We start from the raw sequence: 12,727 nt of genomic DNA on the forward strand, positions 1-12,727 counted from the left end.
CTACGAAGCCGCGTGCACCGATGTGAACCGTCCCGCGTGAAACACCAGCGGCGTACCCTGCTGACTGGCGGTTCGAACGACACGCCCGATCAGCAGCAGATGGTCGCCGGCGTGTCGGCAATGGTCATGCGCGCAGATCAGCGTGGTCATCGCCCCATCGATTGCAGGCACGCCTTCGGGCGATTCGTGCCACGCCACGTCGGCAAACTTGTCAGGCATCCCGGCAGTCGCAAAACGCCGGGCCAGCGCTTCCTGTTGACTGGCCAGAATATGGATCGCGAAGTGGGTGCTGTCGCGGAACGCGGCCAGATTCGGCGAGTGCTCCACGAGGCTCCACAACACCAGCGGCGGATCGAGCGACAGCGACGCGAAGGAATTGATCGTCAGTCCGACGGGTCGCCCGTCGGGCGTGCGCGTGGTGACGATGGCAACGCCCGTCGGATAACTTCCGAGCAGATTGCGCAGCGTTCTGGGCTCCAGATCGACACTACCCCACGCAGCAGCATCGGCCAGTGTGGCGTCCGGGGACGCAATGCATTGCGACATGTCGTTCTCCTTACGCGATTGCCGAGATGGCTTCATGACGCGCCAGGAAGCTCTCGCACTCATGCTCGTCCGCCCACCACGGGAAATAGCTCGGCGGATAGTTGAATCCGTCGGCGATGACGCTCGCCAGCGACGGCAGGTTCCCGGCCGCGCCGAGCAGCTTCAGCACGTGCGGCGGCGGCGGCGTGAGCAACGAATTGGTCCATTGCACCACCCAGCGCGCGTAATCCCAGAACTGCTCGAAGGTCTGCTCCATCCAGTCGCGCGTATAAGGCTGCTCACCGCGGGCGAGAATCGCATCGAGATAGACCTTGCAGGCCTTCGTCGCATTGTTGGCGCCTTGCCCCGTGATCGGATCGTTGGTGACCACGGCATCGCCCAGCCCGAACACGAGCCGCCCGGATGGCAGCGTCATGACCGGCTTGCGGATGGTGGGCGCGAACGCTCCGGCCAGAATGCCGTTGTCGTCGGTCAGCTCGACGTGACGAGCGCGATCGGCCTCCCACGGCAGGTACGTTTCCAGGAAGCGCTTGCTTGCGGCAAGGTGCTCGGCCGGTGTGTGAATGTCCCGCCAGAAATCCAGCGGGCCGCCGGGCACGCCCTCGAACACCATGATGTCGCAAGGACCGGACAGCGTCAGCGCAGGGAACGCGAAGTATTCGCCGACGCCGGGAATCAGATTGAACGACACGCGCGAGTAGTCCGGCGCCTTCTCCAGGCCATGCACGTAGGTCAGTGCGAGTGCGCGCTGCGGTTTGTCGAACGGCGAGCGCGCGGCATCGCGCTCGAACAGGCGGACAACTTCGCCCTTGCCCGCGGCCAGGACAACGAGATCGTGGTTGTCGGCAAGTGCTTCCAGTTCGGCAATGCCGGCATCCTGAATCAGCACTCGACCGCCGCGCGACTCGACCAGTTCGAGCCATACGGGCATCTTCACACGCTGATCCACCGATTGCGCCGGGCGATCGAGTCGCGCGCTCCAGTCGATGATCTTCGCCCCCACCGATTCCGGATGGGGAACCGCGAAACCGATACCCTCGACGGGCGGACACGCGTCTTCCCACTGGTTGAGGCCGAGGTCTCGCTCGATTTTCAGCGCAGGGGCGAACATGCACTGACTCGACATCACTTTGCCGCGACGAATATCGTCCGGCGCGCGGTTGGTGACGACGGTCACCTCATAGCCCTGGTCCAGCAGCCCGATCGCCAACGGCAAACCGGCCTGGCCTCCACCCACGATTGCGATTCGACGCATCGATGTTCTCCTTGATGAATATTTGAATGGTTCTGGAATGCCGATTATTCGGCGAGCCGCGGAATGGCGGGCCGCGCCTGCTCCGGACCCATCGTGGAATAGCCGCCATCGACCGCATAGTCGGCGCCGGTGACGAACGACGCATGCCCCGACAACAGGAAAGCGACGACGTCCGCCACTTCCGACGGGTCGGCGACACGCCCGAGCAAGTGATAATCGGCGGCCACCCGATCCGTCTTGGCGCGATCGCCGTGGGTCATTTCGTCCATGACCCGCGACCAGGTCCAACCCGGCGAGAGGGAATTCACGCGAATGCCGTCGGCTGCGAAATCCATGGCCATATTGCGCGTGAGCTGGACGAGCGCGGCCTTCGAAACCGGGTAAAGCCATCGTCCGGTCTGCGCGACCTTGGACGAAATGCTCGTGAAATTGACGATCGAACCGCCGCCGGCCTTCACCATGTACGGGTGGACGGCGCGCGCGGCCATGACCGCGCTGACCACGTTGATGTCGAGCGCCGTCAACCAGTCCCGGCGGCCCGACTGCACGCCGTTGTCGAGGTAGGTTGCCGCGAGATTGACGAGGAAATCCACGCGGCCGAAGTGCTCGGCGACGGCAGCAATGCCCTCTTCGAGCTGCTCGTCGTTGACGATGTCGACGTGCCAGAAGCGCGTTTGCGCCGGATCGGCCGCCGTCACGCGCGCACCGCCCGCCGCATCGATGTCGAACACAGCTACCTTGACGCCGTAGCGCCGGAGTGCGTCGACAACGGCCGCGCCGATGATCGTCGCGCCGCCAGTGACGATCGCCACCTTGCCTTCAAGATCTTTCATGCGAATCCACCTTGCTCGAGGAAATGACACGATTTATGTATGCAACGGACGCAAGCGCCACTCGACGGCTCGGCCAGTCAACGAGTCGGAACACCGTACCCATGCACCACCAGCCCGACTGGAGAGCGCTCGCTCATGCATGCCCGTCTGCTTGATTTGATAATGGATCGCCAAATCCCCTTGCATGTATCCGCATCGCGCAATGACTATCCGTCGTCTGCCGGTATTGAAAGGACATCCATCGTCATGCCATCAGGCATGATCTGGAACCAGAAAGACGGCAAGCGCGGCGAGCAGGCCCGCAGCCGCGAAGATATAGAAGCAGGACGCCAGGCTCACTTGACTGCTGACCAGGATGCCGCCAAGCAGAGGGCCGGCGATGGCACCCAGCCTGCCGAATCCCAACGCGAGCCCAAGCGCTGTCGCACGCACGTCGACGGGAAAGTATTTCGATACGTACGCGTTCAGTACCAGCGTGGTAGAAATCGAGCCGATGCCGGCCACGCCGACAAGGCCATAAGTCAGCAAGGTACCGGGACGGGTACTGAGAAGCGCAATGCTGAACGCCGCAATCAGGTACGAAATCACGATGACGCACCGTGATCCCCAGCGATCCGCAGCCGCGCCTGCGACCAGCGAGCCGACCGCGGCGGCCAGGTTCAGAGCAAGAAGCAGCGCCAGGCTCGAAGCGAGCGGATAGCCGGCGCTTCGCATCATCTGCGGCAACCAGGTGTTCAGCCCGTAAATCAATAGCAGGCCCATGAAGAACGCTACCCAGAACAGCAGCGTCGCCCGGATACTTGATGGCCCGAACAGGCGGCCGATCGTCGTGCGGGCAGGGTGCGCGCCCATCGATTGCGAATCCGCTTCGCCGCCATGCGGTTCGATGCCAAGACGCAACGCGAGCCTGTCAGCCTCCCGAAAACGCCGCCGACTTCGAAGAAAAGCAATTGACTCGGGCATGCCCCACACAATGAGGGGAACCGCGAGCAGCGGAAACGCCCCGATCCGGAAGAGCGCACGCCAACCGCTGTCCTTCAGAAACCAGAGCGATAGCAACGCAATGGAAACGCCGCCCAGTGCATAGCCCGAGTACATCAACGCGTAATTGAAGGAGCGCCGACGAACGGGCGAATATTCGATAGTCAGGGCCGACGCGGTCGGTATCACGCCTCCCAGACCCAATCCGCCCACGAATCGGCACCACCCGAACTCGGCGGGCGTCTGCGCCAGCGACGCCCAAGCCATCGTGACCGAAAAGATGCCGACGCATGCAACGAGCGTTTTCTTTCGCCCAATCATGTCGGACAAGGCACCGACCAGTACGGCACCGACCAGCATTCCGACAAGCGCAAAACTTCCGAGCACACCGAACTGCGTTGGCGATAGCCCCCACGTTCTTTCTTCGATCAGCGCCGGCAATACCGCACCGTAGATGCCCACGTCATACCCTTCCGCAAGAATGACGAAGAGGCAGATTGCTGTTACGCGGGTCGTAACCGAACGCGGTATTTCCGGTGCATCAACCCGCGAATGGCTGCACTCGGTCGAAAACACCACTCCTCGAATTTCACTCATGGAAACGTCGACCTCACTGCGTGACGGTGGAAGCAAGCTTCGGGACAATCTGGTCAATCGAGCCACCTGACTCAGCGGCCCGTCCCCTCATGCCGCGTCGGCTACGCGAGACGCGCTTCTCAAACCGCGGGCCTCCAGCAGCGGCAGCACTTCGTCGCGGAAATACGGAAATTCCTGCACGTAATCCACAAACGACAAAGTCGTTCCCTTGAAGCCCGCTTCGGCCAACGCCTGGATGCCATCGGCCACCTGCTGCGGCGTGCCGACTAGCGGAAATCCGCCGTGTCCCGCCGCCATTCGGTCGCGGATCAGCGCGAGCAGGTCGTGCGGAAACGATTGGGCATTCGCGAATTGCAACGCGACGAGGTTGTCGACGGCGCCCCAGTCGGCGTGCGTCTGCGCGAAATGCCGCAGGTAGTCGCGCGCCTCGCGCTCCGTCGGGCGACAGACGACATGCGAGAACGTCAGCACCTTCACGTCCCGCCCGCTCGCCTGACCGCGTGCTTTCAGCTCCGTCACCTCGGTGCGGGAGCGCTCCAGGTCGATCGCGGGCGTAAACAGAAAATCGGCGTTGCGCACGGCGAATTCGCGACCTTCGCCCGACCCCGCCGCATTGAGAATCGGCGGGCGCTCGGTGCCCCACGGGGTCGGCAGCCCATAGGCCCCTTTCAGCGAGAATGCATCGCCGCGCCAATCGAATGCGCCGTCGCCCTCCCACAGTTTGCTGACGATGTCGAACCATTCCTGCGCGTACGCATAACGGGTGTCGTGACGATCGGACAGCGCAAGACCGAGCGCCTCGTACTCCGGCCGATTCCATCCCGCGACGATATTCAACCCGGCTCGGCCGCGGCCGATCTGATCGAGCGTCGCGATCTGCTTCGCGACGACGACCGGATGATTCGCTGCCGTGTGCACCGTAGCGAAGACGGTCAGACGCCGCGTCTTGGCCAGGATGCCAGCCGCCCAGGTCGTCGTTTCGAGCACGGAGCCGTGGAAGTCCGTCTCGCCGCCATAGCCGATCCATCGTGCGATCGGCAACATGAAGTCGATGCCCGCTTCGTCAAGCATGACGGCGAGTTTTTCGTTGTTCTCCCACGAATTGTTCCAACGCTCCGGAATTTTCGTGACCGACATGCCACTCGAGCAGTTCGTCGCGAATGTGCCGAGAATGAAGTCGTTTGAAGACAGAATCCTTCTCATCGTTTCACCTTCAGTTATTCAGTTAACGCGTTGTATGCAGGACCGTTTGCGCACGGTTCAAAAGAGATGCCGGATGCCGGCGCGCAATACCGTCTGGTTCCTGCCGTCCGACGGGCCGAACAAGATGACTTGCGCCTGCGCGCCGTTGCCGCTCGCTCGCTGGTAGGTGACGCTCGTGTAAACGTCCGTCCGCTTCGACAGCGAATAGTCGAGCGTCAGGTTGACCTGATGTGCCTTGTTTCCGTTGAGGGCCGCATTGCCGTCCATGAACTGATAGGCGGCAGCGGCCCGGAACGCGGGACTGAATCGATACATGCCGCCCACCTCGTAGACGTCGACACGGCCCCCGGTGTAGGTATTTCTCGTGGACGTGTAGAGTGCGTCGAGATAGGCTGGGCCGAGGAACACACCCGCACCGACGCCAAAGTTGCGGATCCCGGCATTGCCGCTATTGATGCTCGGGTAACGCACGTAGGTATATGCGGCGTCGATATTGAAGAGATGATTGCCGTAATCGATCGCGAAACTTTGCGCGCTGTTTTGCGAGATGGCGCCCGCCACGCCGCCGAATCCGTACATGGCGCCGAAACTCAGGCCATTGAAATTGGGGCTCTCGTATTTGACGGAGTTTGAAATGCGCTCACCCGCCACACGGTCGAAATCGAACGCACCGCTCGGTTGGTTCGGGATACCCAACCCATTGAACGGGCCCTGCCGCAGATTCTGCAGAGAGATGAACGGGAACTCCGGACCGTAACGTTTGACGGCCAGCGACGTAAACATGAAATCGTACTGATTGCCGGCGGTCAGGCTGCCCCACTTGTTGTCCGTCAATCCCACATAGGCCTGACGGCCGAAGAGCGTCCCGATCGAGGCGCCGTTGCCCGCATTGAATTGGCCTTCGAGCACGAACGTCGCCGCGAGCCCGCCGCCGAGGTCTTCCTTGCCGCGAAATCCGAACAGATTCGGCGCCAGGACGCCGGTCCCGAGTGAAACCTGGCTCTTGCCGCCCACGTTCGTCGCATAGTCGATCCCGGAATCGATCACGCCGTAAATCGTAACGTTGCTTTGCGCATGCGCGGAAATCGGTTGACACGCGCACGCTGCCGCTACCAAAACGCCTACGGCTGCCGACCGGCGCTTTACATTCTCCCCTTTCATCCCTGCTCTCCTCATGCTGAATTGGATTGTTGGCCTTTGCGCCCGACATCACCCTGGATGTCAGCGAGCACGTCTGGATCATCGAAGTCCAAAAGTCGTCTCGCTATCCGATTCCCGCAGCGTTCGTCCGACTGACGAAGAGGAGTGCGTTCTACTTCAACGACTGGTATGAGGTCGCTTCCATCAATCGCGCAATGCGTTCAGCGTGTCCTGCGGACGCACGCCGAACCGTCGACGGTAATGGGATGCGAAATGGCCGTAATGCGCGAATCCCCAGCGCATCGCGACATCCGTCAGGCGCATCGTCGCCGGATCGCCGGACTTGAGCTCAGCATGTACCGCTTTGAGACGAAGCTCCCGCAGAAACGACATCGGCGTCTGGTCGTAGGTCTGCCGGAACGCATAGAACAGTGCGCGCGGACTCACGCCGACCGTACGCGCGATCTCCTCGACCGACGCGACATCGGCAAGGTGTGCGCGCATGTAGTCTTCGGCGCGCTTCACGTAGGCGGGTCTTACTGCCCTGCGCGTCGGCATCGCAGCGAGATATTCGGAGCAGTTGTTTGCGTGGGCAAAAAGCAGGGTATCGATCAACATGCGCTCGCAGCGCTCCGCGTAGGCAGTCGTGCGGAGCAATTCCGGAAACGCGATGCTTCCTTCAAGGATGTAGTTCAGCGCGCCGCACCATGCCCGTCCCGCCGGGCCGCCCATGTCCAGTTCGGGTTGAAAGCGCAAGCCTGTTTCAGGGAGCAGGTCGATGTGTTCGACGCAAGCCTTCTCCATGGCCGGCTGCTCAATACGGACGATGATTTGCCGGAGCTCCGCGGAGAACTTCATCTGCGTGGCCTCCTGCGGCGACAGCACCGCGGCTACGCCCCGGCCTCCCGACACCTGGTGCGCACCGAACGTGTAGTGCCCCGCGCCGTGAATGGGCATCTGGACAAGCGTGAAATCGCCCAGTTCACCTGGGTCGACACCGACTTCTGCGCCATACTGCAGGTAAAAGATCTGCAGGTTTCCTATCTTCAGCGAACGGAACACTGCGTCGAGCGCATGCGCGGGCCCGGCGACCGACATCCTGTGTGGCTTGAATGCGCGCCCCACCCCGTCAATGACCTGATCGGGATCCACCCTGCCTTGAAATTCGACATTGAAATGACGGAACGCGTCCGGCGTGCCGTCGAAGAACTGGGGATGAGTGTTCATAGCTTCACGCGACGCAGGGCTGATGGCACGATGCAGTGTAATGAAACCGGAGCGATTCTCCGAATCGATCAATATCCGGCGGCCGAATAAAATAGCTTATCGTGACGCGCAGCGTCCCGATGGCCAACCTCCCGCCGACGTCACATCCGACCATATGGCTTGCCATGGATACTGCTCGCATCGATCTGAACCTGCTACGCGTCTTCCACGCCATTCTGGAAGAGCGAAACCTGACGCTCGCCGCCAGCCGGCTCGGCCTGTCCCAGCCCGCGGTCAGCTACACGCTCGGCCGACTGCGCGCGCTCCTCGACGATCCCTTGTTCGTCCGCGCCGGCAACGAAATGCAGCCGACCTCGGCCGCTCTGGAGCTGCGCGAGCCACTGAGGCAAGCCATGTCGGCGGCCGAACATGCATTTCAGTTGATGACACCGTTCGATCCGGCGACGAGCACGCGCGCGTTCCTGGTTTCCATGTCGGACATCGGGGAACTCGCGTTCCTTCCGCCGCTGTGCGCAGCACTGGAGCAGTACGCGCCGCGCATTCGCCTGGACATCCAGTCGGTACCGAGCGGGCAGATAGAAGAATCGCTCCGGGTTGGAAAACTGGATCTGGCGATCGGCAACCTGCCCATGTTGCTCGATCGGACCCCCATCATCGCTTGTTCCATGAAGACTACGTCTGCATGACCCGGCATCGCGACGCATTGCCGGAAGCCGCGCTGACGCTCGAGCAATACCTTACGCTGCCGCACGTCCTCGTCGGCTCGGTCGAAAGCGCGCATCATCAGATCGAGGTGCAGTTCCGCGAGAAGCACATCCATCGCCAGATCGCGTTGCGCGTTCCGCATTTCACGGTCGTGCCGCACATCCTCGCCAGGACGGACTGGATCGTGACGCTGCCCCGACGCACCGTCCGCTGGCTCAATCCCGACGGCAGATTTGCCGTCTATGACTTGCCGATCGACATCCCCGAGGTCACCGTCACCGTGCACTGGCACGCCAATTCGGACGGCCATGCGGCGAACCGCTGGCTGCGCAACCTCGTCATCCGCACGCTCAGCGACGAGTCAGCCTGAACACGCCGCCGCGCACGGGCCAACTCGTCCGACGGCCGCTCAGCTCAGTCGATTTGCCATCATCCAGCCCGACGCGCCGCCTAGCCCTGGCCCCGGATGAGTCGATGCTCCGATCTGGTACAGGTTGCGAAATGGCGTGCCGTGCCCGCGACGGCCTTTGTCGCCCGCGAACGGGCGCAGCCAGAAGAACTGGTCGGGCGAACAGACGCCAGAATATGGATCGCCGCCGACGAGGTTGCAATTGAGCGCTTCCAGGTCAGTCGGCGAAAAGGCCCGGCGCCCGACAATTTTCTCGGACAGGCCCGGCATCACGGTTTCCAGGCGGCGCTGCACGCGATCGGCGACCTGTTCGCGTACCGCGTCGGTCCAGCGGCCGTCGGCCGGCACCTCGATTTCCCCCGCCGCGTCGCCACGCAACCTCGACGGCATCTCCTGCATCTGGATCCAGAGTATCGCGCCGCCAGCCGGTGCCCGGCTCGGATCAACGGCGGTCGGTTGACCGATCGCGATGGTCGGATGCGCCGGAATCAGGCCATTGTTGGCTTGCGTCACCGACAGGCAGACCGTCTCCAGGCTCTCCGTCAGATGAACGAGCGGCACACGGCCGAGCTCGGCATCGCACCACTGCGGCGGCGACGAGAGCGCGAAGTGAATCTGCATGTCGCCGCGCCCGAAGTAATAGGCGTCGGCGCGCTCGCGCCACGGGCCCGGCACATCAGGCAACAGACGGCCATAGAGCTGCTTCGGGGTGACGTTGCACACCACGGCTTCGCGGGCGCGCCACGTTCGGCCACCGGCGCTTACGCCGACGGCGCGCCCCCGCTCCACGATCACACGCTCGACGTCCGTCCCGGTCACGAATGCGCCGCCTCGGCGCTCGATGATCGTACGGAACGCCTTGACGATATTTCCGCTGCCCCCCTTGACGACCGGCATCCCGCCGGCGATCACGGCCGCGAACGTCAGCTTGCCGATCAGCGCGGAACACGCGTCGTCCGGCCCCAGCCCCGTGTGGAGCGCCCAAGGCGCGATGGCCGCGCGTGTGAGATCGGAACCAAGCGTGCGATTACCCCAGCGCCGAAAATTCTCGAGCGCGCCGCCGACGAAAGCGGCAAGCCCATCCGTCCCGCGGCGTCGCCATTCGCGCCACATCAGCTTGACCATGTTCCAGCCGTACGGATTCTCCCCCAGCAAGCCAAACGTCAGCCCGGCATCCTCGCCAAACAGGCGCTGCGCCATTGCGCCGAACGCCGCACCGTCGCCGGCACAGGCTGCGTCGAGACGGCGTACCGTATCGTCCAGGTCCTGACGAAACGCCATCGCGCGGCCGTCCGGCGTGACGATTCCCGTCGCATAATCGCATTGCGCGAACGCAAGCCCTGCGGCTTGAAGATCGTCCTTGAGCGCCGCATATGCCGGACTTCCGACAAAGAGCGGATACCACGACGAAAGCACGTCGTGGATATATCCCGGAAACAACTCCTGGCTGCGAATGCAGCCGCCCGGTTCGGCATTGCGCTCGATCACCGTGACCCGCTTGCCGCGCTTCGACAATATCCCCGCGCACACCAGCGAATTCATGCCGCTGCCCACGATGACAACGTCGCTCTCTTCTTGCATCTGATTGCTCTCTGTTTATTGTCCTATCCGCGACGTGCGTATAACGGCGCGTCGGTCCCATCCATGAACGGCAGATGTCCGTATTCGACCAGCTCAAGCTGATTGCCGAACGGATCGAGAAAATAGTTCACCCGAAGCCCGGCGCACGGCCCGCTGTCGATCGCGACCGGGCCCGCCATAACCCGCACGCCACGCTCGCGCAGAAACGCGAGTGCCGCGTCGAGGTTCTCCACCTTCAGCGCGATATGACTCGCCCCCACGTCGCAATTGCGAGGCGGTGTCGAACGCGCGTCATGCGGCCGCTCGTAGCGAAACAGCTCCAGCATCAGGTTGCGGCCGAGCGCCATCATCACGAAATTCAATCGCGCGCCGGCAATGTTCAAATGCGCGTGGGTCCAGTCAGTGCCGTTCGGCATCGACGGCAATTCGTCGGCATCGAATGGACCCATCCGGTAAAGCTCGATCGCGCCCAGCACATCGCGGTAGAATCGGACCGCTTCGTCGAGATCCGGCACGGTCAACGCAACGTGGTCGACGTGCATCACGCCGGGCAGGCATTCATGCGTCATGTTGTGTCTCCGGTCTTACCGAACGCACCGAAGGGCCGAACGGCATTCAATCGACCATTCGGGAAAGTGATGCGGCATGGTGCTCAAAACCTGGCGAAAGCCGGCTGGCCGGCGTGAGCGGGCCGAAACACCGTCAGACGCAGCACCGGATACAGCACCACGCAGATGCCGACCGTAGCGATTGCCTCCACGGGTACGAAGCGGCCGAGGTAGTAGTGAGAGGCGACGACTGCCACGACCAACGTCACGACACCGGCCCAGTTGACGATCTCCGCGGGGCGGTCCAGATCGGTATCGAGATCGCGCGACACACGCCGGACAATAAAGAAATCGGCGACGATGATGCCGGCAAATGCCGTCGTCAACACCCCGAGAATCGTGATCCATGAATTGACCAGTGCGAGGATCTTCCCGTAGAGCATCAGCAGGCCGATGACGTTGGCGGCGATCACGAAGGCCAGCCGCCCCGGCCGGACATTGAGTGCATCGAAGAGATTGGAGAGAGACAGCGAGGCACTGTAAGTGTTGATGACCTGCGCCTTGCTTTGCGCCAGCACCATCAGCAGCGCCCCCAGCGCGCCGCCGAACACGACGAACGCGGCCGTGACGCTGTCGGGGCTCTGCAAGGATGCGTGAAGCGCCGCCTCGTGCGTCATGCCCGCCGTGCGCATGTAGAAATCTACCAGCGCCGGAATCCCCGCATACATGATGATGCCGCCCATACCGAGCATCAACACGTCCATCATAAGGTTGCCGATCAGTGCCGCATATCCGATATCCCGCGACCGGCGCGCGTATCGGCCGAGATCGGCGTCGACGAGGGCGAGCGCACCTGCCGATCCGATGAGGACATTGACGGCAAAGACGAATTTGTTCAGATCGCTTTCGACGCCCATCGACTTGAGGACATCGACCGGAAACTGGGAACCGAACGAGAAGATGTTGGAAACGACGACGCCCGTACCCGACACGACATCGTGAGCGATATAGGCGAGTACCGTCAGAAACAGGACCAGCGTGACAGAGGAGACTCGCGCGACCAATGCGAACCCATAGGCGGTCAACAGCACCCAGGCAACGGTCAGCAAGCCATAAATGACGATCCGCGAAACCACCGTGTCCGCGATGCCGAAATAGAAGACGAAGCCGCGATACAGCAATGCGTTCTCGAGCGCGAGAAAGCCGATGATCATGAACGCGAAGATCAGCGACGAGATGATGGAGCCCTTCTGCCCAAATCCGAAGTGGCGAGACATTACCGTGCTGGATAGCCCTGATCGATAGGCAACGTGACCGCACGCCCAACCGAGCAGCGCGCCGAAGACCGTCACGGTCACGCCCGCGAGAATGGCGATCTTGAAGCCCGCTACAAACGTCACCAACGCGCCGAGGAACAGCTGAACCAGCGTCGTTACAATTCCCGCAGTGTTCCATGACAGCGCAAGCCAGCCCTTCCGTTCATTATCGGGCACGCGCTCCAGCGCATGATCCTCCATTGCCGCACTCAGACGCTCGTCCTTCATATTGCACTCCTAATCGACACTGCTTTTGCATGCGGCACCGCTCAGCCTGCCTTCAGTCGACCACGACTCGCGACCCGCCCCCTTGTTTGAACGTATCGTCGCGGCCCACAATTTCGTTGGATATCCGGATCGGGCAATCGACATCCCGGAAATGCAAA

The 12,727-nt window shown here is 62.3% G+C and carries 10 protein-coding genes and 1 pseudogene; 1 reads left to right on the forward strand and 10 read right to left on the reverse strand.

The genetic code is table 11. The features are described 5' to 3' along the window. From WS95_RS07250 to WS95_RS07280, 7 genes are all read right to left on the reverse strand, one after another. Complete coding sequence (locus tag WS95_RS07250) at positions 1-546, reverse strand: flavin reductase family protein (RefSeq protein ID WP_059823058.1); 546 nt, start codon at positions 544-546, stop codon at positions 1-3. Between the two features lie 10 nt (positions 547-556). Further along, positions 557-1,801 carry a styrene monooxygenase/indole monooxygenase family protein gene (locus WS95_RS07255; RefSeq protein ID WP_059823059.1) on the reverse strand — a complete coding sequence of 415 codons (1,245 nt, stop codon included), beginning with the start codon at positions 1,799-1,801 and terminating at the stop codon, positions 557-559. 44 nt (positions 1,802-1,845) lie between these two features. Beyond that, complete coding sequence (locus WS95_RS07260; protein WP_059823061.1) at positions 1,846-2,634, reverse strand: SDR family oxidoreductase; 789 nt, start codon at positions 2,632-2,634, stop codon at positions 1,846-1,848. A 252-nt stretch (positions 2,635-2,886) separates the two neighbouring features. Further along, entirely contained in the window at positions 2,887-4,212 is a 1,326-nt protein-coding gene (locus tag WS95_RS07265) for an MFS transporter (protein ID WP_082746868.1), read from the reverse strand. Between the two features lie 87 nt (positions 4,213-4,299). Beyond that, positions 4,300-5,415 carry an LLM class flavin-dependent oxidoreductase gene (locus WS95_RS07270; RefSeq protein WP_059823062.1) on the reverse strand — a complete coding sequence of 372 codons (1,116 nt, stop codon included), beginning with the start codon at positions 5,413-5,415 and terminating at the stop codon, positions 4,300-4,302. A 57-nt stretch (positions 5,416-5,472) separates the two neighbouring features. Next, positions 5,473-6,576: a porin gene (locus tag WS95_RS07275; RefSeq protein ID WP_059823064.1), complete on the reverse strand. Its 1,104-nt coding sequence runs from the start codon at positions 6,574-6,576 to the stop codon at positions 5,473-5,475. Between the two features lie 183 nt (positions 6,577-6,759). Further along, on the reverse strand, positions 6,760-7,782 hold the full coding sequence (locus tag WS95_RS07280) for an AraC family transcriptional regulator (RefSeq protein WP_059823066.1): 1,023 nt from the start codon (positions 7,780-7,782) through the stop codon (positions 6,760-6,762). Between the two features lie 164 nt (positions 7,783-7,946). Here WS95_RS07280 and WS95_RS07285 point away from each other — a divergent pair. After that, positions 7,947-8,857, forward strand: a pseudogene (locus WS95_RS07285) (LysR family transcriptional regulator). Positions 8,858-8,896: 39 nt separating this feature from the next. Here WS95_RS07285 and WS95_RS07290 read toward each other — a convergent pair. The 3 genes from WS95_RS07290 to WS95_RS07300 all read right to left on the reverse strand — a co-directional run bounded on the left by WS95_RS07290 (position 8,897) and on the right by WS95_RS07300 (position 12,569). Beyond that, the gene (locus WS95_RS07290) at positions 8,897-10,477 is read right to left on the reverse strand and encodes a phytoene desaturase family protein (RefSeq protein ID WP_059823067.1); all 1,581 of its coding nucleotides are present in this window, start codon (positions 10,475-10,477) and stop codon (positions 8,897-8,899) included. 23 nt (positions 10,478-10,500) lie between these two features. Next, a complete protein-coding gene (locus WS95_RS07295; protein ID WP_059823069.1) occupies positions 10,501-11,046 on the reverse strand; it encodes a VOC family protein in 546 nt (181 codons plus the stop codon). A gap of 83 nt (positions 11,047-11,129) precedes the next feature. Continuing rightward, the gene (locus WS95_RS07300) at positions 11,130-12,569 is read right to left on the reverse strand and encodes a purine-cytosine permease family protein (protein WP_059823071.1); all 1,440 of its coding nucleotides are present in this window, start codon (positions 12,567-12,569) and stop codon (positions 11,130-11,132) included. Positions 12,570-12,727 lie beyond the last annotated feature (158 nt).

It is taken from the genome of Burkholderia sp. MSMB1826, from assembly GCF_001526325.1.
Classification (GTDB): domain Bacteria; phylum Pseudomonadota; class Gammaproteobacteria; order Burkholderiales; family Burkholderiaceae; genus Burkholderia.

Coding starts and splice junctions, on each gene's coding strand:
- WS95_RS07250 (WP_059823058.1), bottom strand. CDS start 546: ATGTCGCAATGCATTGCGTCCCCGGACGCCACACTGGCCGATGCTGCT.
- WS95_RS07255 (WP_059823059.1), bottom strand. CDS start 1,801: ATGCGTCGAATCGCAATCGTGGGTGGAGGCCAGGCCGGTTTGCCGTTG.
- WS95_RS07260 (WP_059823061.1), bottom strand. CDS start 2,634: ATGAAAGATCTTGAAGGCAAGGTGGCGATCGTCACTGGCGGCGCGACG.
- WS95_RS07265 (WP_082746868.1), bottom strand. CDS start 4,212: ATGAGTGAAATTCGAGGAGTGGTGTTTTCGACCGAGTGCAGCCATTCG.
- WS95_RS07270 (WP_059823062.1), bottom strand. CDS start 5,415: ATGAGAAGGATTCTGTCTTCAAACGACTTCATTCTCGGCACATTCGCG.
- WS95_RS07275 (WP_059823064.1), bottom strand. CDS start 6,576: ATGAAAGGGGAGAATGTAAAGCGCCGGTCGGCAGCCGTAGGCGTTTTG.
- WS95_RS07280 (WP_059823066.1), bottom strand. CDS start 7,782: ATGAACACTCATCCCCAGTTCTTCGACGGCACGCCGGACGCGTTCCGT.
- WS95_RS07290 (WP_059823067.1), bottom strand. CDS start 10,477: ATGCAAGAAGAGAGCGACGTTGTCATCGTGGGCAGCGGCATGAATTCG.
- WS95_RS07295 (WP_059823069.1), bottom strand. CDS start 11,046: ATGACGCATGAATGCCTGCCCGGCGTGATGCACGTCGACCACGTTGCG.
- WS95_RS07300 (WP_059823071.1), bottom strand. CDS start 12,569: ATGAAGGACGAGCGTCTGAGTGCGGCAATGGAGGATCATGCGCTGGAG.